We start from the raw sequence: 21,293 nt of genomic DNA on the forward strand, positions 1-21,293 counted from the left end.
GTCCGATTCTATCGAACCGCTTACGATCCTGCCGGACGCCGGACGCCGGACGCCGGACGCCGGACGCCGGACGCCGGACGCCGGACGCCGACCGTTCGGCCGTTCGGCCGATGCGCGGCGCGTTGCGCCGGCGGGTAACATCGAAGCGCGCACGGCAAGCCCGGCGTACCGCCCTTCGACCGCAGGAGTCCTCTTGAACATCGATCCCGCCCTTGCCCTGCATCTGGTGCACCGCTGCGCGCTCGGCACGCTCGCCACCCATGCGCGCGATCCGCAGGGTTTCCCGTATCCGACGGTCGTTCCGTTTGCACCCGATGCAAGCCATCGGCCCGTCATCCTCGTGAGCGGCCTGGCCGAGCACACCCGCAACCTTGCCGCCGATCCGCGCGCGGGCTTCCTCGTCGTCGATGCGCCCGATGGCGACGTCCTGAACGCCGAACGCGCAACGCTGCTCGGCCGGTTCGTGCCGCTGGGAGACGATCCGCACGTCGCGGCGCGCTATCTGCGCTACGAACCGGACGCCGCGCGCTATCTCGCCCTCGGCGATTTCGCGTTCTGGGCGCTCGATGTCGAACGGCTGCGCTATATCGGCGGTTTCGGGCGGATGGGCTGGGTCGACGGCACGCATCTCGATGCACTGCCGTCGCTTGCGTTCGACGACGAACAGGCGCTGTGGGAGGCCTACGACGGGGGCGCGGCACGTCGCGACGGGCTCGATTTGCTCGGTGTCGATCGCCACGGTGCCGACTGGCGTTGCGACGGCCGCCGCGTGCGCACGCCATTCGACGCGCCGTCGGCCGATACCGGGGCGCTGCGCGACCGGCTGATTGCATGCGCACGGGATGTGACGTGACGTCGCGGGTCAGTGATTTGTCCGTTTAGCAAACCGCGTCATGTGGTTTTTGCAAAGCTGTCGTCCGATGAAAGCTTCGATTTTCCCGAATAGAGGGTAATTGCGTATGTTGATAGCCCGAATAGGCAATCACTAATGTCCTAATCTCTGTGTACGCGCGTAAAAATTTGAGAAAAGGCCGCAGCCGGTCAAAATGACATGCGCGAATTACAATGGGTCTCGGGATTTTCATGAATCTCTCTTCTATCAAATCTTTTTTGTGCTAATCTCTGCCTTCGAAAATCCGAGGCACATATATTTCATGAATGGTGAGCTGGCTGCAGACCGGCGCCATTGGTCAGATAGAAAGGGAAACTATGTCTTCTTACAAGGACCTGCTGGCCCAGCGGGAGAAGCTGGAGAAGCAAATCGAAGAAGCAAAGTCGCGTGAATACGCTGAAGTGCTGAATGACGTGAAGCAGAAAATTGCCGACTATGGCTTTTCGCTCGCCGAACTCGGTCTCAGCCGCGCGAAGGCAGGTAAGGTTGGCCGTCCGCGCGCAGGCGTGGCCGCGAAGTACCGCGATCCGGAAACGGGCGCAACGTGGTCGGGCCGCGGCAAGCCGCCGCGCTGGATTGCCGGCAAGAACCGCGAACAGTTTGCGATTTAAACGTTTGTTTAAGTCGCCTGTGCTTCAAAAAAGCCGCGTGTCCGTTCAGGAGCGCGGCTTTTTTGTTTCCGGGCACCGCCGGCGCGCAAACATTGTCATAAAAATGTAAGAATCCGGTGTGAATGAAAATGCGACACGTTCGTATAAGCGGTTGATTTAAATGAGAAATTTGTGGGTATTGGAAGGGGTTGCGGAGCGCTTTTGATAGAATTGCGTATCGCACACCGATATCTCATATTTCATGTCCACCTTTTCCGGCGACGCGCAGAGTGCAGATAAGCACGCCGTTGCGCGCAAGAGCACGCTTGTCAGTATTGTTCTGAATGTCGTCCTGGCGACATTTCAGATCGCCGTTGGTGTGATTGCGCATTCGCAGGCATTGATTGCTGACGGTGTGCATTCGATATCCGATTTGATCTCGGATTTTGTCGTGCTGGTTGCGAATCGCCATAGCGGCGCATCGCCGGATGCCGACCACAATTACGGCCATAGCCGCTACGAGACGGTCGCGTCATTGTTTCTCGGCGCGATCCTGATTGCGGTCGGGATCGGCATGCTCTGGCGCGCCGGCGACCGCCTCGTTAATCTCGAAAACATCCCGGCCGTGCATTTTTCCGCGCTGATTGTTGCGTTGACCGTGCTCGTGTCGAAGGAGGCGCTGTTTCGCTACATGCTGCGCGAGGCGCGGCGCGTGCGCTCGGCGATGCTCGTCGCGAACGCCTGGCATGCGCGTTCGGATGCCGCGTCGTCCCTCGTGGTCGCGATCGGTATCGTCGGCAGCCTGGCCGGCGTGCGGTTGCTCGACCCGATCGCCGCGGCGATCGTCGGCTTCATGGTCGCGCGCATGGGCTGGACGTTCGGCTATGACGCGTTGCAGGACCTCTCGGATCGCGCGCTCGATACGGCCGACACGGCCGAGATCCGCGCGCTGCTCGCCGCGACACCCGGCGTGCGCGATGTGCACGACCTGCGGACGCGCAAGATGGGCGATGCCGCGCTCGTCGATGCGCACATCCTCGTCGATCCGAAGATCTCCGTCTCCGAAGGGCATTACATCGCCGAGACCGCGCGGGCGCGCGTCCTGTCCGACCCGCGCGTGCTCGATGCGCTGATCCATGTCGATCCCGAGAACGACGCGGCGCGCCGTCCGGCGCTCGCGCTGCCGCCGCGCGGCGAGATTGCCGCACGGCTCGAGGCCGCGCTCGCGCGGCGCGGGCTGCGTGCGGCGACGATCAACCTGCATTACCTGAGTACGGGGCTCGAGATCGACGTGACGCTCGCCAGCGATCCGCGCGATACCGACGCGGCGCTGGCCGGCCGGATCGACGTCGGCGCGCTGGAGCGCGAGTTCGGCGCACGCCGGATCGGCTTTACGCGCGCGATGCCCGCGCAGGTGTAACCCGCGGCCGGTAACTGCGAACGCGGCGAACCGGCCGTGCCGGCCCGTGTGTTACAGCGGCAGTTGCGTGTCGAACTTGATTTCGCGCAGCACGACGCTCGTGCGCACCTGCGACACGGCCGGGATCTTGAAGATCCGTTCGTGCAGGAACACGTCGTAGGCCTTGATGTCCGGTGCGACGATCTTGAGGATGTAATCGGCTTCGCCGGTCGTGCTGTAGCACTCGGTGACTTCCGGGCAGGTCGCGATCTCGCGCTCGAACTGCTCGACGCCGCCTTCGTTGTGGCGCGTCAGGTGCACGTGCGCGAGCGCGCAGACGTGCAGCCCGAGCTTCTCGCGATCGAGCAGCGCCGTGTAGCGCTGGATCACGCCCGACTGTTCCATGTCCTTGATGCGGCGCCAGCACGGCGTGCTCGACAGGCCGACCTGGTCGGAGATTTCCTGTACGGAACGGCGCGCGTCGAGCTGCAACAGGCGAAGGATTTTTTGCGAAAAGGAATCGAGCGTCACCTGCGCCTCCATGCGGCAGCAACAACATGCTGAATGTTAGAGGGCCGGGAAAGGAAACGCAATCTGGTGTGGCGCTGCTGAGCGAGATTCGCTAATTTGCCCGCGGATCCGTGGGATTTTGCCCCGCCCCCGCGTTTTCCGACCGATCGGTGTCCGACACGGCGAGGCCCGCGAGCGCGGCCTGCTGCCGGCGCAGGTCGGCGAGCATGTTGCAGAACAGCGCGCCTTGTTCGATCGCGTCGTCGAGCGCGACGTGCGTATGCGGATGGTCGTCGAACCAGTGCTTCGGAAAGCGCGGCTTGATCGCCTTGCGGTACGGCAGGCCGGTCATCGCGAACGCGAGCGTCTTGATGTCGAGTGCCGACCACGAGAACGGGCAGCGTCCCGCGAAGCGCATCATGTACCAGAACATGAACGTGAAATCGAAGCCGGCCGGCATGGCGACGAACACCGGCTTGCCGGGCAGCGCCTCGACCCAGTCGACGTATGCGACCAGCGCCGCCTCCGGCGCCTGCAGGTCGCGCCGGCACGCGGCCCAGGCTTCGGGCTCGGTTTTCCACCAGGCTTCCTGCACCGGGTGCGCCTGCGCGCCGGGCAGCGTCTCGAGGTTCGCCGAGAAGGTCGCGATCAACTGCTTGTCCTCGGTGTAGGCGGCCGATGCGAAGCTCAGCATCGAGTGCGGGCCGGGGATCGGGCCGTCGGCCTCGACGTCGGTGCTGACGTAGATTTCCGGGATGGCAGTCTGGTTCATCCGAACACCTTGTCGGACACGAACGGGTTCGTGCGGCGCTCGTCGCCGAACGTCGACACCGGGCCGTGGCCCGGCACGAACGTGACGTCGTCACCGAGCGGCCACAGCTTTTCCTTGATCGAACGGACGAGATCCTCGTGATTGCCGCGCGGGAAATCGGTCCGGCCGATCGAGCCGGCGAACAGCACGTCGCCGACGATCGCGACGCGATGCTCGCGGCTGAAGAACACGACGTGGCCGGGCGTGTGGCCCGGGCAGTGATAGACCTCGAGCGTCTCGTCGCCGAACTGTACGGTGTCGCCGTCGTTCAGCCACTGGTCGGGCTCGAAGGTGTCGGCGGCCGGGAAACCGAAGCGTTCGCTCTGCATCGGCAGCTTCTCGATCCAGAAGCGTTCTTCTTCCTGCGGCCCCTCGATCGGCACGCCGTAGTGCGTCGCGAGCGTCTTCGCGCCCGCACAGTGATCGATGTGCCCGTGCGTGAGCAGCACCTTCTCGACCTGCACGTTTTGCCGCGCGACTTCCTGCTGGATCCGGTCGAGATCGCCGCCCGGATCGACGACGGCGGCACGACCCGTTTTCTCGCAGACGAGCAGCGAGCAGTTCTGCTGGAACGGCGTGACCGGAATGAGCGTGACTTTCATGAGGGCACCGGCGGCTAAAAGGAGCGATTGTACCGGTCGCGCGCGCCGCCTGCCGCTCGTGCGCCGCGTGCCGAGGCGTGCGGACGAGGGCATTCCCGGAGCATGTCGATTGTTACAGCCATAGTGAGAATCAATGGTCCGCCCGGGGGGCTTTTCGGGACAACGTTTTGATTTATGTATAATGCGCTCCATTGCGCGTGAATTTCACGCCATTCGCTGGTGTTTCGGCCCCGTTAAAAGAGGCGTCCGATTCACCGTCAAGCATCAGCCGCCGGGGAGTCCGGCGGTGTATCCAGCACCGAACATTCGGTGCTCACGTCTTGTCCGGCCGGGTGCTGCGCGCCCGCCTTGCGGCCCTGCTGCCGCGCCGCCGGATGAGGCCTGTGCCGCCGTTCCTGTGCGTTGGTCGTATCGACGCGCGCGAACGTGAAGCCATGTTCGATGGCGGCATGTGGGGTCTGGTCAGGCTGTTGGGGACAGGTTGCGCCAGACGTGAAAACTAATCAGGACGGTTGCGGCATAGACGAAAGCCGCGCCCATGCTAGCCGCCTGCTCGCATCCGAGCGGGGCGTGCACGCATTTGCCGTCCGGGCCGCGTGTCTGCGCAGTAGCGCAGCGTTGTGAAGGAGCGGCCCGAACCAGAAGGCGACACGTCGATGAATTTACGTTTTCCGAGTCGATTCGGGACCATTGCATTGTTTTTTGCGCTGACGGGCTGTGCGGTGCCACCCAGCCAGACCACCAGCAGCGCGAACCAGAAGAAAGCGGTCGACAAGACGGCCGCTGCCGCGAAGGCGGACGACGACAAGCAGCAACTCAATTTCGATTCCGCGCTGGCATCGATGCCGGCGACGGACAGCAAGGACGCGAAGAAATCGTCGCTGGCCGACGCCGAGCCGATCGACGGCAAGGATGTGTCCGACTTCCGCCAGACGGGCCGCGCTTCGTGGTACGGGCGGGATTTCCACGGCCGCCGCACCGCGAACGGCGAGCGCTTCAACATGAACGCGTTCACCGCCGCGCACCGCACGCTGCCGCTGTCGTCGTATATCAAGGTGACGAACTCGTCGACCGGCAAGTGGGTCGTCGTGAAGGTCAACGATCGCGGGCCGTTCAAGCGCGGCCGTGTGCTCGACCTGTCGTATGCGGCTGCCAAGGTGATCGGCCTCGTGCACGCCGGCACGGGCCGCGTGAAGATCGAAGGGCTGTCGCCGCAGGAAGCGCGCGAGGCCCGTGACGAAATGTTCGCGTCGATCTCGGCGAAGTAACGCGGCGGTTCGTCCGCACACGCATCAGGTATCGAGCATCAAGTACAAAGGGCTGCCTTCCGGCAGCCCTTTGTCGTTCCGGCGCGGCGTCGTCCCGCGTCAGCCTTCCTTCAGCGCGAGCGCACGCGCATACAGCGTGTTGCGCGATGCGCCCGTCAGCGCGGCCGCGAGCTTCGCGGCACTCTTCACCGGCACTTCTTCCAGCAGCAGCCTGAGCAGCGCGTCGTGCGCGGTGTCGTCGGCTTCGCCGCTCGCCGCCGGCGCGCCTTCGACGACCAGCACGAATTCGCCGCGCTGACGGTTCGCATCACCGGCAAGCCAGGTCTGTCCTTCGGCCAGGGTGCCCTGGAACAGCTGCTCGTGTAGTTTGGTGAGTTCGCGCGCAATCAGCAGCCGGCGCGCGGGGCCGAACGCATCGGCGAGCGCGGCGACGGTTTCGGCGATCCGGTGCGGCGCTTCGTAAAACACCAGCGCATACGGGTGCGACACCAGCGCCTGCAGCGCGGTTGCGCGCTGCTTGGCCTTCGGCGGCAGGAAGCCCGCGAACGTGAACGCGCCGGCCCAGCCGCCGGCCACGCTCAGCGCGGTCACGGCCGCGCTCGCGCCCGGCAGCGGGATCACCGCGAAGCCGGCGTCGCGCACCGCGTCGACGAGCCGCGCGCCGGGGTCCGAGATGCCGGGCGTGCCGGCGTCCGAGACGTAGGCCACGCGTTCGCCGCCACGCAGCAGCTCGATCACGCGCTGCGCGGCTTCGCGTTCGTTGTGCTCGTGCACGGCCAGGAGCGGCTTCGAGATCCCGTAGCGGGCGAGCAGCTGGCCCGTGTTGCGGGTGTCTTCGGCCGCGATGCGGTCGGCGAGGCCGAGCACGTGCAGCGCGCGCAGCGTGATGTCGGCGGTGTTGCCGATCGGCGTGGCGACCACGTAAAGCGCGGCGTCCGGGTAGTGCTGCGTATGCGCGAGTTCGAGGAGGGCAGTCATGGCAGGCAATGCACGCAATCGCGGCGCAAGCGGAACAAGGTCGGCATTGTGCCACGCGGCGCCGGCCGGCCCGGGCGACGGGCGCGGTTTGCCGCGCGCGGGCGACAACTTTTCCGGCGCGGCGCGATCCAAACCGGTCGGCGCGGCGTTCGAGCAGCGCGCGCGGCAGTTTCTCGAGCGCCGCGGCCTCGGGTTCGTCGCGGCGAACGTGACGATGCGCGGCGGCGAGCTCGATCTCGTGATGCGCGAGCCCGACGGCATGCTCGTGTTCGTCGAAGTGCGTGCACGGCGCAGTGTCCGGCACGGCGGCGCGGCCGCGAGCGTCGGCTGGCGCAAGCGGCGGCGTCTCGTCGCGGCGGCGTTGCAGTTCTGGGCGCGACACGGTGCCGGTGCCGCGTGCCGGTTCGACGTCGTCGCGTTCGAGGCCGGGCGGCTTGCGTGGCTGCGCGACGCATTTCGTACCGACGATGCGTAGCCGCGAGCTGTGACGAGATGTAAAGAGTTCTTGCCGGACCCCCGGAGTGGGTGCCGGAGTACGGTAAACTCGCCGCACCCACGATGTCGCGCGACATGTGCCACGCGCCCAGTTCACCAGGAATCGATGTCAGTCGAACGTATTCAGCAACAATTCCACGACAGCGCCGCGCTTCACGCCGAAGCAGCCGACGCGCTGGCGTTGCCGATCGCAGCCGCGGTCGATGCGATGTTCGCCGCGCTGGCGAACGGCAACAAGATCGTCGCGTGCGGTGACGGCCCGTCGGCTGCCGCCGCGCAGTACCTCGCCGCGTCGCTCGTCGGCGGTTTCGAGCGCGAGCGTCCGGGCCTGCCCGCGATCGCGCTGGCCACCGATGCGTCGCAGGCCGGTCTCATGGGTGCGATGGCCGCCGAGCAACTGTTCGCGCAGCAGGTGCGCGTGCTCGGCCAGACCGGTGACATCCTGCTGGTGCTCGATTCGGGCGGCGCGTCGTCGCGCGTGCTGGCCGCGATCGAAGCGGCGCACGAGCGCGAGATGACCGTCGTCGCACTGACGGGCGGCAACGGCCATGCAGTCGCGGCCGCGTTGTCCGATACCGATATTCCGATCAGCGTGCACGCCGTTCGCGCGGCACGCGTCCACGAAGTCCATCTGCTGACCATCCACTGCCTGTGCGACGGCATCGACGCGATGCTGCTGGGTGAGGATTGAACGAAGGAGAGCCGTCGATGAATCAAAGCCGCGTCAAACAGACGCTCGTCAGAACCACGCTGCTCGCCGCGCTGACGGCGGGCCTCGCCGTGTCGCTGCAGGGTTGTGTGCTCGGGGTCGTGGGCGCAGCGGCCGGCGGCGGCGCGCTGATCGCGACCGATCGCCGTACGCTCGGCGCGCAGACGGAAGATCGCGAGATCCAGGTCAAGTCGCTCACGCAGATCAACAACGGGCTGCCCGACCAGTCGCACGTGAACGTGACGGTGTACAACCGCCGCGTGCTGCTGACGGGCGAGGTGCCGAACGATGCGTCGAAGCAGCGCGCGGAGGAAATCGTGCGCGGCATCAACAACGTGAACGGCATCGTCAACGAGCTGTCGGTCGAGCCGGCGTCGTCGCTGTCGTCGCGTGCGAACGACTCGTATCTCGAAGGGCGCGTGAAGTCGGAACTGATCGCGACGAAGGGCATCTCGGCGAACTACTACAAGGTCGTCAGCGAGCGCGGCAACCTTTACCTGATGGGCCTCGTGACGGTGGACGAAGGCAATCGCGGTGCGGAAGCCGCGAGCCAGGTGCCGGGCGTCGAGAAGGTCGTGAAGGTGTTCCAGTACGTGAAGCCGCAGGACGCGCAGGCGCTGCAGGACGCATCGCCCGCGAGCGGCGCATCCGGCGCGCAGGCTGCCGCCGCGCCGGCGGACAGCGCGACGGTCGGCGCCGTGCCGGACGCGTCGGTGCAGTCCACGCCGCTGCAATCGCCCGCACCGATCTCGAATTCGTCGAGCGTGCATCCGGGCAACCCGAAGGCGAAGGCGCAATGAAGGCCGTGAAGATGACGCAGATGAAACGATGGATCGCGCAGGGCGCCACGGCGGTTGCGCTCGTGGCCGGCACGCTGGGCGCGGCGCACGCGGACGTCGGCGACGGCCTGAAGGTGGCGCGCAGCAACGCATGCATGGGCTGTCACGCGGTCGACCGCAAGCTCGTCGGCCCGTCGTTCAAGGATATCGCCGCCCGCTACAAGTCCGATCCGCAGGCCATCGCGAAGCTGTCGAAGAAGGTGAAGGACGGCGGCTCGGGCGCCTGGGGCGCGATTCCGATGCCCGCGCATCCGCGCATGAGCGACGCCGACGTCCGTTCGGTGGTCGAATGGGTGCTGGCCGGCGCGCCGTCAAAGTGACGCTTCAGGGGGCACGTAACCCCTATTGCCAAGCGCAGAAATGCGTGTGTATGATGATTGACTGATGGGGCGGTAGCTCAGCTGGGAGAGCGTCGCGTTCGCAATGCGAAGGTCGGGAGTTCGATCCTCCTCCGCTCCACCAACGGAATTCGAAAGGCCCGATCGCAAGATCGGGCCTTTTTGTTTTCTGCGGGCCCATAGTCCGGCGGACTAGGTCGCCAACTCGTAGATCACCTTGATCGCCGGCACCGACAACACGGCGAACGCCACCGTGATGGCCGCAAGGATCGCGATCCTCTTCCGCAGCAGCGCGAAGAGGGCGATCGACAGTCCGTAGAACACGCAGGTCAGAATGATGATCCACCAGAGCGCCGCGTAGCCTGCACCGCCTTCGAAATTCGATACGTTCTGCGTGATCCGGGTCGCGGCATAACCCGCAACGGTCATGCTCGCGGGCAGGCACAGCACCGAATACAGGACGAAGACGATGATCTGCCGCGGTGTCGGGTCGGGAGACGTCATGACGAGCGCTTTTCCTTCGGGTGAACGGGGCGCCGAGCCGCCCGCCACGCGGGCCGGCTCAGGCAGCCGGCAGGATGCGGGCGTTTTCCGCGTTTGGCAACAACCGCCCGCCGCCTGCCGCGCTATCACCCGCGCCCGAAACTTGGCCGCTTCGGATCGTACGTCCACCCCGGCACCAGATAGCGCATCGCGATCGCGTCATCACGCGCGGTGCCGCCCACCGCGTTGTACAGCGCATGCGCGGCCTCGACCTGTGCCATGTCGATCTCGATCCCGAGCCCCGGCCGTTCCGGCACGGCCACCTTGCCGCCGACGATCGCGAGCGGTTCGCGCGTGAGCCGCGCGTCGCCTTCCTGCCAGATCCAGTGCGTGTCGATCGCGGTGATCGTGCCGGGCGCGGCCGCGGCCGCATGCGTGAACATCGCGAGCGACACGTCGAAGTGGTTGTTCGAGTGCGAGCCCCATGTGAGCCCCCAGTCGCGACACAGCTGCGCGAGCCGCACCGAGCCCTGCATCGTCCAGAAATGCGGATCGGCGAGCGGGATGTCGACCGCCTGCAGCCGCACGGCGTGATCCATCTGCCGCCAGTCGGTTGCGATCATGTTGGTCGCGGTCGGGATCCCCGTCGCGCGGCGGAATTCGGCCATCACCTCGCGGCCCGAATAGCCGCCTTCCGGCCCGCACGGATCTTCCGCATACGCGAGCAGCTGGCCTTGCCCGCGGCACAGTGCGACGGCTTCGTCGAGCGACCACGCGCCGTTCGGGTCGAGCGTCGCGCGCGCGTCGGGAAAGCGCGCCTTGATCGCGGCGATCGCTTCCATCTCGTCGGCGCCCGCCATCACGCCGCCCTTCAGCTTGAAATCGGTGAACCCGTAGCGCTCGACCGCGGCCTCGGCCTGCCGCGCGATGTCGGCCGGCGTGAGCGCCGCCTCGTTGCGCAGCCGGAACCACGCATCCACTGCGCGCGTCTCGTCGCGATACGGCAGGTCGGTGCGACGCCGCTCGCCGATGTAGAACAGGTACGCGAGCATCGGCACCGCGTCGCGCTGCTGGCCTTCGCCGAGCAGCGCCGCGACCGGCACGTCGAGATACTGGCCGAGCAGGTCGAGCAACGCGGCCTCGATCGCGGTGATCACGTTGTCGAGCCGCAGGTTGATCTCGTGCGGCTGGCGCAGCACCGCAGCCTCGCCAGCCGACGTCACTTCGTGCCGGATCGTGCGGCCCGCACCCGCGTCGGCACCGGACAGCGCCGCGCGCACCGCGTTGAGCGTCGCCTGGTAGCGCCCGATCGGCTGGCCGACCACGCGATCCGTCATGCGCTCGAGCGCGTGGCGGATGCCTTCGCCGCCCGGCACTTCGCCGACGCCCGTATGCCCGCTGCTGTCGTCGAGGATCACGAGGTTGCGCGTGAAATACGGCGCATGCGCGCCGCACAGGTTGAGCAGCATGCTGTCGCGGCCGGCGACGGGAATCACCTGCATGCGCGTGACGCGCGGCGTGCCGGCACGGCTGGGTTCGGACATCGGTTCGCTCCTGGTTCCGGTGGCGCGCGGGCCGCCGGACGCGCCGGCGCGGCCCGCGCCGTTCATTGAAGCTCGACGCGGCGGATCTCGCCGACGACGAACAGGTAGCAGATCACGGCGACGAGCGCGTGCGCGACGACATAGACGAGCGCGCCGTTGAACGAGCCGCTGCGGTCGACGATATAGCCGATCGCGATCGGCGTCGTGATGCTGGAGAGGTTGCCGCACGTGTTGAGCAGCGCGCCGCTCAGCCCCGCGATCTGGCGCGGCGCGGTGTCGGCGTTGACGGCCCAGCCGAGCGCGCCGAGCCCCTTGCCGAAGAACGACAGCGCCATGAACAGCACGACGAGCACGTGCGAATCGGTGTAGTTGCAGACGATCATCGACATCGACAGCAACATGCCGAACACGATCGGCACCTTGCGTGCGACCGACAGCGACCGGCCCTGCTTGAGCAGCGCGTCGGACACGACGCCGCCGAGTATCCCGCCGAGGAATCCGCACACGGCCGGGATCGACGCGACGAGCCCCGCGTTGAGGATCGACATCCCGCGCGCCTGCACGAGATAGACGGGGAACCACGTGATGAAGAAATAGGTGAGCGCGTTGATGCAGTACTGCGCGACGTACACGCCGATCAGCATCCGGTTCCTCAGCAGCGCCTTCACATGATGCATCGACGGGCCGCCGTCGCGTCCGCCGGTCGCCTGGTCGATGTTGACGAGCGCGCCGCCTTCGGCGAGGTAGTCGAGTTCCGCACGGTTGATGTTCGGGTGGTCCTTCGGGTCGTACATCGTGCGGTTCCACACCAGGACGAACGCGAAGCCGAGCACGCCCATCACCGCAAACACCGACTGCCAGCCGAACGCGTGCACGAGCCAGCCCATCAGCGGCGCGAACACGACGGTCGCCGCGTACTGCGCGGCGTTGAAGATCGCCGACGCGGTGCCGCGCTCGGCGGCCGGGAACCACGCGGACACGATCCGGCTGTTGGCCGGGAACGACGGCGCCTCGGCCGCGCCGACCAGGAAGCGCAGCCCGAACAGCAGCGCGAACGCGGCCGCGCCGCCGAAGAAGCCGATCGAGCCCTGCAGCAGCGTGAACAGCGACCAGAAGAAGATGCTGAACGCATAGACGATGCGCGACCCGTAGCGGTCGAGCAGCCAGCCGCCCGGCAGTTGCGCGACCACGTACGACCAGCCGAACGCGGAGAAGATGAAGCCGATCTGCACGTGGCTCAGGTGCAGCGCGCGGGCGAGGCTCGGGCCGGCGATCGCGATCGCCGCGCGATCCGCGTAGTTGATCGTCGTGACCGCGAACAGGACGGTCAGCACGAGCCAGCGCACGCGCGTGCGCCGGGCCGTTGCCGACGCGGACGCCGGCAGCGCGTGAAGCGGATTCATGACTTGTCTCCTCCGAAGGGCGGAAGGTGCCGTCGTGCGGCAGGGGCGTCGATGCGCGCGTTGTGTGCGTGGGTGCCGCCGGTTCGAGGCCGGGCACCGGACGCCGATGCAGGCAGGGCGTCCGGACCATTCTGTCATGTCGAAATTTGCGCTTTCATGCCAATTGCTGACTTGATCGATTCAGCATTTGAATCGATCGGCGAGTCGATCGGTCAGGCGTGCGCGTCGTCCGCGCCGGCACCGTGATGGCGCGCCACGTGTTGCGCGAGAAACTCGACGGCGGCGCGCACGCCGGGCAACTGGCCGCGCCGGTGCGGCATCAGCAGCGTTGTCGTGACGGTGCCCGCGCGCCAGCCGGGCAGCACGCGCACGAGCGCACCGGAGGCGAGCGCGGCGCCGGCGATCCAGTCGGGCAGGCAGGCGATGCCGAGGCCGGCTGTCGCAGCCTGCAGCAGCAGCGTCGATTCGTCGGCCTGCAGGCGGATGCGCGGCGCCACGTCGACGGTGTCGCCCCCGCGCTGCAGCCGCCACGGCTGCTGGCCCGGATGCAGCCCGTCATGCCGCGCGAGATCGGCAGGCTCGTCCGGGATGCCGGCACGCGCGAGATAGGCCGGCGACGCCACGGCGATGATCGGCGAGGCCGCGAGCGGCCGTTGCACGAGCGCGGAATCGGGCAGCGGCGCGAAATGGCTGCGCACCGCGATGTCGAAGCCTTCCTGCGCGATGTCGACGAGGCGGTCGCTCGCATGAATCTGCAGCAGCAGCTTCGGGTGCGCGATCGCCAGCGCCGGCAGGCACGGCGCGAGGATGTGCTGCGCGACCGGCACCGAGCTCGTGATCCGCACGATGCCGGCCGGCTCGGCGGCCTGCCGCAGCACCGCGTCGCGTGCGCTGTCGGCCTCGATCACGGCCGCACGCGCATGCTCGAAGAATTCGGTGCCGACCGGCGTGAGCCGGAAGCTGCGCGACGTGCGATGCACGAGCCGCGCGCCGAGCGTGCGCTCGAGCTCGGCCACGCGCTTGCTGACCGTCGATTTCGGCAGGTCGAGCCGGCGCGCCGCCGCCGACATGCTGCCGGCGTCGACTGCCTGCACGAACAGGTAGAGATCGTTCAGATTCACTTTCAACGTCCACATGAGGAAACGACGGGTTTCAATTTTAGCGGCTACTGCGTCATCGTTCGTCATGGGAGCATGATCGCTCGTTCAACTTATGCGGAATCCTCCGATGTCTCCCATCCTTCTCTACGGCATTCCCGCCGGCTGCTCGTTCGGCTCGATCGTCGCGCTCGAATGGATCGGCCGCCCGTACCGTCTGTCGCGCATCGCGATGCCGAGCGTCGCGACGAGCGACGCGTATCTCGCGCTGAACCCGGTCGCCGAAACGCCGGCATTCGTGACCGCGAATGGCGACGTGCTGACCGAAAGCCTCGCGATCCTCGGCCACATCGGCGCGCAGGCGCTCGACAACGGCCTCGCCTTTCGCCAGGGCAGCACGGATTTCGACCGGCTGAACCGGGTGCTGGCGTGGCTGAACACGACGTTCTTCAACGCGTTCGGCGCGCTCTGGTATGTGTATGAACACGACACCGAGGGCGCCGAGAAAGCGGCGCTGCAGGCGTACGGCCGCGGCAAGGTGCTGAAGGCGCACCGCCAGCTCGAAGCGATGCTCGAGCGCAGCGAAGGCCCGTGGCTGCTGGGCGCGCGGCGCACGCTGGCCGATGCCTACTTCTCCGGGATCGCACGCTGGGCCGACTATCACGCGGTGTTCGAACGCGATGCGTTCCCGCACATCGCCGCGCTGCGCGCACGGCTCGCCGACGATGCGGGCGTGGAGTTCGCGCACGCGATCGAGAAAGAGCTGCCACTGCCGGCGTCGCTGGCGTTCGAAGGGCATGTGTCGCTCGACGACGCGCTGGCAAGCGCACGTGACCTCGCGTTTCCGGCCCGGGTGCTCTGACCGGCGTCGTGGTCGCCCGACGGGGCGGAAGACGGCAACGACAATTTTTACCCGGATAATATTGACATCCAATTAATACCCGGATAAAAATAGCGTCATTCCGATTCCTGCCCACGGGCGACCACGATGACAACTTCTACGCTTTTTCCTTCATACACGGCCTTCGACGGCCACCGGCGGCTCGCGTCAGGCCCGCTCGCGACGGTCGCGCTCGCGGTCCGGCAGGCTGCCGGCGACGCGATGCCCGGCACGATCCTGATCTTCGACGATGCGACGGGCCGCTCGATCGACCTCGACCTGCGCGGCACGGCGGACGACATCCGCACGCGCTACGCGCCGCCGGGCGACGCGCCCGGGGCCGCCGGCGAGCCGGCCGGCGCGGGCGAACAGCGCGGCCGCGGCCGGCCGAAACTCGGTGTCGTGTCGCGCGAAGTCACGTTGCTGCCGCGTCACTGGGAATGGCTCGGCGCGCAGCCGGGCGGCGCGTCGGTTGCACTGCGCAAGCTCGTCGAGGACGCGCGGCGCACGCATGCGGCGGCCGACCGGCACCGCGATGCGCAAACCCGCGCCTACCACTTCATGTCGGCGATGGCGGGCGACTTGCCCGGTTTCGAGGAAGCGGCGCGGGCGCTGTATGCGAACGACGCGGCGCGGCTGGCCGAGCTGGTTGCCGGCTGGCCGGACGACGTGCGCGACCATGCGCTTGCCCTGGCGCGCGGCGACCTGCCGCCGTCTGCCGACGACTGCTGACGGAGCCCCGACGCAATGACCGTATTCGACCTGAACCGCGGCGCGCTCGCGCCGGTCGCCGACGAAACCGATGGCGTCGACCTGCGCGTGACCGGCGCCATTCCGCGCGAACTCGACGGCACGTTGCTGCGCAACGGCCCGAATCCGCCGGGTGGCCGCTTCGAAGGGAGCGACATGCTGTCGTGGTGGCCGGAAGCCGCGATGCTGCATGCGATCGCGTTCGACGACGGCCGCGCGACCGGCTACCGGAACCGCTGGGCGCGCACGCAGCGCTGGGCCGTCGTGCATGCGCCTGAGCAGGTGCCGCATCTGCCCGACACCAATCCGAACGTGAACGTGGTGCAGCATGCAGGCGAATTGCTCGCGCTGGCCGAGGGCGGGGCGCCGCTCGCGATCACCGCCGCGCTCGATACGCTCGGCGCGCCGGCGCGGCACGCGGGCTTCGGCGGCGGGATGACCGCGCATCCGAAGGTCGACCCGGTGACCGGCGAGCTGATCGCGTTCCGCGCGGACTGGCGCGCGCCGTGGCTGCGCTACGGCGTGGCGGATGCGCAGGGCGTGCAACGCGTCGACGTCGAGATCGGCCTGAGCGCGCCGTCGATGATGCACGACCTCGCGATCACCGAAACCCGCAGCCTGCTGCTCGACCTGAACGTCGGCTACGACTTCTCGCTGCTGAAACAGGGCCACCGGATGCCGCTGCGCTGGCACGACGACCGGCCGGCGCGCATCGGGGTGATCGCGCGCCACGGCGGCGACGTGCGCTGGTTCGACGTCGAGCCGTGCTTCATCCAGCACGTCGTGAACGCCTACGACTGCGACGCGTCGTGCATCGTGCTCGATGCGGTGCGCTATCCGTCGTTCCTGCGGCTCGACGCGCGCACGGGCCGCTTCGCCGACAACCCGGTCGGCGAGCTGTGGCGCTACGTGATCGACACGGCGAACGGGCTGATCGACGAAGGGCCGCTCGCCGACGGCGGTATCGAGCTGCCGCGCATCAACGAAAGCCGGACGGGGCGCCGCTACCGCTATCTGTATGCGGTCGAGCAGCCGAACAACGCGGAAATGCGCGGCGTGATGCGCTTCGATCACGTGCGCGGCACGACGATGCACTACGCGGTGCCGGCCGGCGACCAGAACGGCGAGCCGGTGTTCGTGCCGCGTCCGGGCGGCACCGACGAGGACGACGGCTGGCTGCTGGTGATGGTCTACCGTGCGGCGACCGATACGAGCGACGTCGTGATCCTCGATGCGCGCGCGATCGATGCGGGGCCGGTCGCGACCGTGCATCTGCCGCGTCGCGTGCCCGCCGGGTTCCACGGCGCGTGGGTGCCGCGCGCACGCTGAGTCGGGCTGGCCGGCTGGAGGCTTACGAGCCTTGCCGCGTCTTTTCCTGGATCTGGCGCCGGATGACTTCGCAGTAGTTGTCCCAGCTTTGACGGTCGTGGGCCAGATTCAGAAGGTCCAGTGCTCCGGACAGGTTGCCTTGGACCATCTGGTGCCTTGCCTCGTCGGCATAGAACACCGGGTTGCTACTACCCGCGTCGATTTTGGCCATTCGAAGTACGGAGGCTTCCGGGCCGCGCCCCAGTCTTTCGAGGGTATGGATCCGCATGGCGTCGGAGTAGTCGTCCGCGCACTGGCGATCGCCGGCAAGGTCCAGCAACCTCAATGCTTCAGGAGCGTTGTCGTGGTCGAGCTGATACTTGGCTTCGTCGTTATAGAACACGGGGTCGCGGGTGTCGCTGGCAATCGCCTGCTGACGCTGGCGCGACGCTTCGTGTGCGTTGCCGACGAGGCTCAGGCAATCGGCCCGGATGTGATCAACGTGCCCGTCAACCGCCTGCGGATGACGCTTCTGGTGCTCATCGAACCGGCGCAGAAAAGCTTCCGCGCCAGGTTTGCCGCGAGAGAGCAACGCTTTGCCGAGATTGGCCAGATAGGGCGGGAATCCGGGGTGCAGTTCCAGCGCCCGTTCGAAAGCCTGTAACGCTTCGTCGCATGCGTCGCCGCTGGTTACTCGCAGGCATTCTCCGAGAAAACGCAGCGCCTTGTGTTCGCGCGGGTGGATATTGACCAGCAGTTGCAGCACCTCCTGCTGACGGGCGATCGACTCCCCACCGTCACGCCGGCGATGATAAATGGCCCACAGTGCTTCATTGCTCCAGCCGATTTCCTTGCCGGTCAGATGGCCGATCCATTCCTCCATTGCGCCGAGCTCGTTGGCGCAGAGCAGGTGGTAAAAGGCTTCGTTGGCTCGCTGGAAGTTGATCTCTTCCCTCTGGCGGCCGATCTGGCGCTGCCAGCAGCGCGCGATCAATACATGCATATCGGCGACGGCCGGGTCGATGGCATCGGCGTAGTCGATGGCGAGCCCCGAGTCGCGCAGCCCCATTTGCGTCTGGCGCACCCAACTGGCGATGAAGCCGTGCAGGTAGTGATCCCTGTTGTTGTCGAGCGGAAGGAGACCGCGCCCACGCAGCTTTTGCCAGGCATCCTGGACACCGATGCCGTCTTCGAGTCCGTCGGCATGGTCCTGTGGAATCGCCCGGCGGTAAAGCGCAATGACTTTCAGCAGCTTGCGCTCGGCCGTTCCGAGGACCTCGTTGTGCAGGATCCCGAGCAGCCGTTCGTCGAGGCGGTCAATGAGCTCCTTGCGCAGATTCCGATAGACCTGCATGGGCGTGCTGCCCTGCTCTCTGGCGACAGTGGCGAGCAACTCGGCAGCCAGCGTATGGGCCGCGCCTCCATGCCCGCCACCCAGCCACTGGAAGAGGGCCTTGAGATCGGAGCCGGCATATGTCCAGTCGGCCTTCCGATCCGGCGGCGCACTGTTTGCAAGGAGTTCCGCGAGGCCGGCCTTGTCGAGCCCGGGAATTTCGAATGCGGGTGATTCGCTGCCGAAGCTCCCGTCGGCGGGCTTGTCGTTGAACTCGTAGACCCACTTCCAGTTCGGGAAGGCCGCGGACATTGCACGCAGCAGGACTCGAAGCTCCGGGTTGCACCATTGCGCGCCGCTCATCAGCAGGTGCGCGTCGTCGATCCAGACGAACGCTGGCTGGGCATTCGGGTATTGCCGTCTCAGCTCGGCGATCTGCTCCTCGAGCTTGCCGCTGGGCGGGGACGGATCTTCGCGCCGATTCTGCAGCACCCCCAGGAATCTGCGGAAAAACTCGCCGACCACGATCTGGCGGCTGCCGTGCACATCGACGAATTGCATGCCCTGGAATGGCGCGTGCCCGTGCAGTGCCTTGATCAGCGTGGTCTTGCCATTGCCGCTCAGGCCGTGCAGCACCAGGCCGGATTTGTCCTTGAGTCGGGCGACGAGCTGGCCAAGCAGTTTGTCGCGCCCGTACAGCGCTTCTCCGGCCGGACCTGCCGCTTGAGTTGGCGTGGCCGGCGATTGCGAACCGGTCCGGTCCGTGCCTGGCGGCGCGGCGACGAGGTCCGGCGTCAGTCGCACTGACGATTGGAATGGCCACTGCGCCGTCGGCGCATGTTTGGGGACGGGCTGGATCATCCAGCCGCGGTTGTAGCCGAACAGGTGAACCTTGCCTTTGCCGCTCCTCGGATCGAGGTGCACCAGATTGATGCCGAACTGGTCCGGCGTATCGGCGCCTACTGCGCCGGCCGCCAGTTGCGTACAGGCTTCGCTCGTGCGAACCCATGCGGTATGCGTGTGTCCATGCAGCAGGAAATGCAATCCGGTGCTGGCATTCGCATCGGCGTCGTGCTGTTCGGCCGAGTTCAGCCAGTCGAACGGATGATGAATGAGTCCGATCTTCAGGCCGGCGTCGCGCAGCCCTTCGGCCATATGGTTGAACTGCCACTTGCTGGCCAGCCAGATGTGACGATCGTCTTCGTCACCGGCACAGCTCCATGCCGAGTTGAAGCCCGCAATGCCGACACGATATCCGTTCACCTCGAGCGTATGGGCGTACAGATGGAGATCTTCGCGATGCAGTTCGGGGCGGTATTCCTTCACGAACGCACCGTAGTCCTTCAAGCGCTCCATCGCGGAGCGATGGTCCCGAGTGCGATCGGCGAAACGCTGATTGATCGCGTCGACATGAGCGAGCGGGTTGGTCTGCGCCATTTCGAAAAGGCGCGCTTGCTGATCACCCGATATTTCCCTACGGTTCACGTCATGATTGCCGGGCACGATGAACAGCCGATCCTTGGGGAGTTGGCAGCAGGCCAGCAAGTCGTCGAAAAATTGTGCCGCGTCCTTGTATTGCTCGCTGAGCGGGGCGCCGCTGGTTTCGCCGAAGGCGATGTCACCCGTGCAGAACACGAGGTGCGGTCGCGGCAATCCGTTGTCGAACTCGGCACGCAGGAAGTCCAGCAGTTCCCGGCGCGTCGCGTTATCCCTCCACGACGTTTTCGGATGAAAATGAATATCGGAAATGTGCAGCCAGATTAGATCGTTGTTATGTGGCATGACGACTTGCTTGTACGAGAATTGTTTGTGAAGCGCGCTTGATCGACAGCAGGCTTGCAGGTTGGCACCTGATCGAGTTCGATCACCCCGGCTCGCTATCTCGATATTTTGTCACTGCGCGCGCAGCGCGTCGACGATCTTCAGCCGCGCGGCGCGCATCGCCGGCAGGAACCCGCCGACGAGCCCCATCACGAGCGAGAACAGCAGCGTCTTCACGACGATCGCGGGCGTCAGCACGAAGCGGAACGACAGGTCCGCGAAGGTCTGGAAGTTGGTCGTCGAGAACGACGCGAACTGCATCAGCGACGCACACGCGAGCCCCGCGACGCCGCCGACGAAGCCGAGCAGCAGCGCTTCCAGCAGGAACGCGGCGAGCACACTGGTGCGCTTGAAGCCGAGCGCGCGCAGCGTGCCGATCTCGGCCACGCGGTTCGCGACCGACGCGTACATCGTGATCATCGCGCCGATCATCGCGGCGATCGAGAAGATCGTCGACAGCGTGATGCCGAGGATGTTGATGAAGGTCGACAGCGCCTTCGACTGGTCGCCGTAGAAGGTCTGCTCGCGTTTCGCCTCGTCGGTCAGCCGCGGGTCGACGTCGATGTCGGCCTTGAAGCGCGCGAAGCCGTCGGCGCTCGGGATGCGCAGCACCATCGACGAATAGCTGGTGCGCCGGAACGACTGCATCAGCTGGTCGACGTCGCCCCAGATTTCCGAATCGAAGCCGCTGCCGCCCGCGTCGAAGATGCCGACGACGGTCCAGTCGCGCTGCGCGAAATGCAGGCTGTCGCCGAGCTGCGTACCGCTGAAGCCTTTCGCGATCGCGCTGCCGACGATGATCTCCGACGAGCCCGGCGCGAACATCCGGCCGGCCACGAGCTTCACGTGCGGACGCAGCGCGAGCCCGGACTGCGACACGCCGCGGATCACGACGTTCGACGGTTTGCCGGTCGAGGTCTTCACGAGCGAGATCAGCACGACGGCTTCCTTCGACACGAGCGGCCGGCCGTCGGGCCCGAGCGCGACGGCCGGGTGCATCTCGAGCGCGTTGGCCTGCTGGTGGTCGATCGAACTCTGGATCTCGGTCTCGGCGCCCTTGCGGATCACCACCGCGTTGTCGGGTTCGCCGGTCGACACGAGCGTCTGCGTGAGGCCCGCGTCGAGCATCTGCACGGTCGCGAACACGAAGATCACGAGCGCCATCCCGCCGGCGGTCAGCGCGGTGGTGAGCCGCCGGGTCCACAGGTTGCGCGCGATGTAGTTGAGCGGGATCGCCATGTGC

Annotated in this window: 21 protein-coding genes and 1 tRNA gene; 12 read left to right on the top strand and 10 right to left on the bottom strand. The window is 66.6% G+C overall.

Annotated elements, in window-relative coordinates; translation table 11 throughout:
* The first annotated feature begins 193 nt into the window (after positions 1 to 193).
* From ACWMMN_RS01135 to ACWMMN_RS01145, 3 genes are all read left to right on the top strand, one after another.
* Positions 194 to 853: a HugZ family pyridoxamine 5'-phosphate oxidase gene (locus tag ACWMMN_RS01135; RefSeq protein WP_486422912.1), complete on the top strand. Its 660-nt coding sequence runs from the start codon at positions 194 to 196 to the stop codon at positions 851 to 853.
* Between the two features lie 356 nt (positions 854 to 1,209).
* Entirely contained in the window at positions 1,210 to 1,503 is a 294-nt protein-coding gene (locus tag ACWMMN_RS01140; protein WP_006491875.1) for an H-NS histone family protein, read from the top strand.
* A 241-nt stretch (positions 1,504 to 1,744) separates the two neighbouring features.
* The gene (locus ACWMMN_RS01145) at positions 1,745 to 2,902 is read left to right on the top strand and encodes a cation diffusion facilitator family transporter (RefSeq protein WP_174994498.1); all 1,158 of its coding nucleotides are present in this window, start codon (positions 1,745 to 1,747) and stop codon (positions 2,900 to 2,902) included.
* Between the two features lie 51 nt (positions 2,903 to 2,953).
* On the opposite strand, the gene ACWMMN_RS01150 is transcribed toward ACWMMN_RS01145, so the two are convergent.
* From ACWMMN_RS01150 to ACWMMN_RS01160, 3 genes are all read right to left on the bottom strand, one after another.
* Positions 2,954 to 3,424 carry an Lrp/AsnC family transcriptional regulator gene (locus ACWMMN_RS01150; RefSeq protein ID WP_006477376.1) on the bottom strand — a complete coding sequence of 157 codons (471 nt, stop codon included), beginning with the start codon at positions 3,422 to 3,424 and terminating at the stop codon, positions 2,954 to 2,956.
* Between the two features lie 79 nt (positions 3,425 to 3,503).
* Positions 3,504 to 4,163, bottom strand: a complete 660-nt coding sequence (locus ACWMMN_RS01155) for a 3'-5' exonuclease family protein (protein ID WP_027788625.1) — start codon at positions 4,161 to 4,163, stop codon at positions 3,504 to 3,506.
* Positions 4,160 to 4,804 carry an MBL fold metallo-hydrolase gene (locus ACWMMN_RS01160; RefSeq protein WP_059232678.1) on the bottom strand — a complete coding sequence of 215 codons (645 nt, stop codon included), beginning with the start codon at positions 4,802 to 4,804 and terminating at the stop codon, positions 4,160 to 4,162. Before ACWMMN_RS01160 ends, ACWMMN_RS01155 begins: the two co-directional genes overlap by 4 nt.
* 656 nt (positions 4,805 to 5,460) lie before the next feature.
* Between ACWMMN_RS01160 and ACWMMN_RS01165 the strand changes: the two genes are divergently transcribed.
* Positions 5,461 to 6,072, top strand: a complete 612-nt coding sequence (locus ACWMMN_RS01165; RefSeq protein WP_059232677.1) for a septal ring lytic transglycosylase RlpA family protein — start codon at positions 5,461 to 5,463, stop codon at positions 6,070 to 6,072.
* 99 nt (positions 6,073 to 6,171) lie between these two features.
* Here ACWMMN_RS01165 and rsmI read toward each other — a convergent pair whose 3' ends face one another.
* Positions 6,172 to 7,050, bottom strand: a complete 879-nt coding sequence (gene rsmI, locus ACWMMN_RS01170; RefSeq protein ID WP_059232676.1) for a 16S rRNA (cytidine(1402)-2'-O)-methyltransferase — start codon at positions 7,048 to 7,050, stop codon at positions 6,172 to 6,174.
* 46 nt (positions 7,051 to 7,096) lie between these two features.
* On the opposite strand from rsmI, the gene ACWMMN_RS01175 reads away from it, so the two are divergent.
* From ACWMMN_RS01175 to ACWMMN_RS01195, 5 genes are all read left to right on the top strand, one after another.
* On the top strand, positions 7,097 to 7,525 hold the full coding sequence (locus ACWMMN_RS01175; protein ID WP_174994509.1) for a YraN family protein: 429 nt from the start codon (positions 7,097 to 7,099) through the stop codon (positions 7,523 to 7,525).
* Between the two features lie 126 nt (positions 7,526 to 7,651).
* Positions 7,652 to 8,236, top strand: a complete 585-nt coding sequence (locus ACWMMN_RS01180) for an SIS domain-containing protein (protein WP_174994499.1) — start codon at positions 7,652 to 7,654, stop codon at positions 8,234 to 8,236.
* Between the two features lie 17 nt (positions 8,237 to 8,253).
* A complete protein-coding gene (locus ACWMMN_RS01185; protein ID WP_059232673.1) occupies positions 8,254 to 9,054 on the top strand; it encodes a BON domain-containing protein in 801 nt (266 codons plus the stop codon).
* On the top strand, positions 9,051 to 9,413 hold the full coding sequence (locus ACWMMN_RS01190; protein ID WP_486422913.1) for a c-type cytochrome: 363 nt from the start codon (positions 9,051 to 9,053) through the stop codon (positions 9,411 to 9,413). The genes ACWMMN_RS01185 and ACWMMN_RS01190 overlap by 4 nt, the downstream gene beginning before the upstream one ends.
* A gap of 66 nt (positions 9,414 to 9,479) precedes the next feature.
* Positions 9,480 to 9,555, top strand: a tRNA-Ala gene (locus tag ACWMMN_RS01195).
* 68 nt (positions 9,556 to 9,623) lie between these two features.
* On the opposite strand, the gene ACWMMN_RS01200 is transcribed toward ACWMMN_RS01195, so the two are convergent.
* The 4 genes from ACWMMN_RS01200 to ACWMMN_RS01215 form a co-directional block, all read right to left on the bottom strand.
* Positions 9,624 to 10,103 (bottom strand): hypothetical protein, encoded by a 480-nt coding sequence (locus tag ACWMMN_RS01200; protein WP_486422914.1) that lies wholly within the window; start codon positions 10,101 to 10,103, stop codon positions 9,624 to 9,626.
* Complete coding sequence (locus ACWMMN_RS01205; RefSeq protein WP_174994526.1) at positions 10,061 to 11,458, bottom strand: enolase C-terminal domain-like protein; 1,398 nt, start codon at positions 11,456 to 11,458, stop codon at positions 10,061 to 10,063. The genes ACWMMN_RS01200 and ACWMMN_RS01205 overlap by 43 nt, the downstream gene beginning before the upstream one ends.
* 62 nt (positions 11,459 to 11,520) lie before the next feature.
* Positions 11,521 to 12,861, bottom strand: a complete 1,341-nt coding sequence (locus ACWMMN_RS01210) for an MFS transporter (RefSeq protein ID WP_059232658.1) — start codon at positions 12,859 to 12,861, stop codon at positions 11,521 to 11,523.
* Positions 12,862 to 13,073: 212 nt separating this feature from the next.
* The gene (locus tag ACWMMN_RS01215; protein ID WP_340623725.1) at positions 13,074 to 14,048 is read right to left on the bottom strand and encodes a LysR substrate-binding domain-containing protein; all 975 of its coding nucleotides are present in this window, start codon (positions 14,046 to 14,048) and stop codon (positions 13,074 to 13,076) included.
* Between the two features lie 40 nt (positions 14,049 to 14,088).
* Here ACWMMN_RS01215 and ACWMMN_RS01220 point away from each other — a divergent pair, with 40 nt between their 5' ends.
* The 3 genes from ACWMMN_RS01220 (at position 14,089) to ACWMMN_RS01230 (ending at position 16,917) form a co-directional block, all read left to right on the top strand.
* Positions 14,089 to 14,820 (top strand): glutathione S-transferase family protein, encoded by a 732-nt coding sequence (locus ACWMMN_RS01220; protein ID WP_486422915.1) that lies wholly within the window; start codon positions 14,089 to 14,091, stop codon positions 14,818 to 14,820.
* Between the two features lie 126 nt (positions 14,821 to 14,946).
* Positions 14,947 to 15,570, top strand: coding sequence for a DUF2239 family protein (locus ACWMMN_RS01225; RefSeq protein ID WP_059232655.1), 624 nt, complete (start codon positions 14,947 to 14,949; stop codon positions 15,568 to 15,570).
* 15 nt (positions 15,571 to 15,585) lie between these two features.
* A complete protein-coding gene (locus ACWMMN_RS01230) occupies positions 15,586 to 16,917 on the top strand; it encodes a carotenoid oxygenase family protein (protein ID WP_486422916.1) in 1,332 nt (443 codons plus the stop codon).
* Positions 16,918 to 16,939: 22 nt separating this feature from the next.
* Here ACWMMN_RS01230 and ACWMMN_RS01235 read toward each other — a convergent pair whose 3' ends face one another.
* Together ACWMMN_RS01235 and ACWMMN_RS01240 are read right to left on the bottom strand one after the other, a co-directional pair.
* The gene (locus ACWMMN_RS01235; RefSeq protein WP_059232653.1) at positions 16,940 to 20,011 is read right to left on the bottom strand and encodes a metallophosphoesterase; all 3,072 of its coding nucleotides are present in this window, start codon (positions 20,009 to 20,011) and stop codon (positions 16,940 to 16,942) included.
* Between the two features lie 111 nt (positions 20,012 to 20,122).
* Complete coding sequence (locus tag ACWMMN_RS01240; RefSeq protein WP_340623728.1) at positions 20,123 to 21,289, bottom strand: ABC transporter permease; 1,167 nt, start codon at positions 21,287 to 21,289, stop codon at positions 20,123 to 20,125.
* Positions 21,290 to 21,293 lie beyond the last annotated feature (4 nt).

This window comes from Burkholderia cepacia complex sp. TUM26381, from assembly GCF_057439935.1.

Coding starts and splice junctions, on each gene's coding strand:
- ACWMMN_RS01180 (WP_174994499.1), top strand. CDS start 7,652: ATGTCAGTCGAACGTATTCAGCAACAATTCCACGACAGCGCCGCGCTT.
- ACWMMN_RS01145 (WP_174994498.1), top strand. CDS start 1,745: ATGTCCACCTTTTCCGGCGACGCGCAGAGTGCAGATAAGCACGCCGTT.
- ACWMMN_RS01155 (WP_027788625.1), bottom strand. CDS start 4,163: ATGAACCAGACTGCCATCCCGGAAATCTACGTCAGCACCGACGTCGAG.
- ACWMMN_RS01230 (WP_486422916.1), top strand. CDS start 15,586: ATGACCGTATTCGACCTGAACCGCGGCGCGCTCGCGCCGGTCGCCGAC.
- ACWMMN_RS01225 (WP_059232655.1), top strand. CDS start 14,947: ATGACAACTTCTACGCTTTTTCCTTCATACACGGCCTTCGACGGCCAC.
- ACWMMN_RS01235 (WP_059232653.1), bottom strand. CDS start 20,011: ATGCCACATAACAACGATCTAATCTGGCTGCACATTTCCGATATTCAT.
- ACWMMN_RS01205 (WP_174994526.1), bottom strand. CDS start 11,458: ATGTCCGAACCCAGCCGTGCCGGCACGCCGCGCGTCACGCGCATGCAG.
- rsmI (WP_059232676.1), bottom strand. CDS start 7,050: ATGACTGCCCTCCTCGAACTCGCGCATACGCAGCACTACCCGGACGCC.
- ACWMMN_RS01140 (WP_006491875.1), top strand. CDS start 1,210: ATGTCTTCTTACAAGGACCTGCTGGCCCAGCGGGAGAAGCTGGAGAAG.
- ACWMMN_RS01160 (WP_059232678.1), bottom strand. CDS start 4,804: ATGAAAGTCACGCTCATTCCGGTCACGCCGTTCCAGCAGAACTGCTCG.
- ACWMMN_RS01210 (WP_059232658.1), bottom strand. CDS start 12,861: ATGAATCCGCTTCACGCGCTGCCGGCGTCCGCGTCGGCAACGGCCCGG.
- ACWMMN_RS01215 (WP_340623725.1), bottom strand. CDS start 14,048: ATGACGAACGATGACGCAGTAGCCGCTAAAATTGAAACCCGTCGTTTC.
- ACWMMN_RS01240 (WP_340623728.1), bottom strand. CDS start 21,289: ATGGCGATCCCGCTCAACTACATCGCGCGCAACCTGTGGACCCGGCGG.
- ACWMMN_RS01150 (WP_006477376.1), bottom strand. CDS start 3,424: ATGGAGGCGCAGGTGACGCTCGATTCCTTTTCGCAAAAAATCCTTCGC.
- ACWMMN_RS01185 (WP_059232673.1), top strand. CDS start 8,254: ATGAATCAAAGCCGCGTCAAACAGACGCTCGTCAGAACCACGCTGCTC.
- ACWMMN_RS01190 (WP_486422913.1), top strand. CDS start 9,051: ATGAAGGCCGTGAAGATGACGCAGATGAAACGATGGATCGCGCAGGGC.
- ACWMMN_RS01165 (WP_059232677.1), top strand. CDS start 5,461: ATGAATTTACGTTTTCCGAGTCGATTCGGGACCATTGCATTGTTTTTT.
- ACWMMN_RS01220 (WP_486422915.1), top strand. CDS start 14,089: ATGTCTCCCATCCTTCTCTACGGCATTCCCGCCGGCTGCTCGTTCGGC.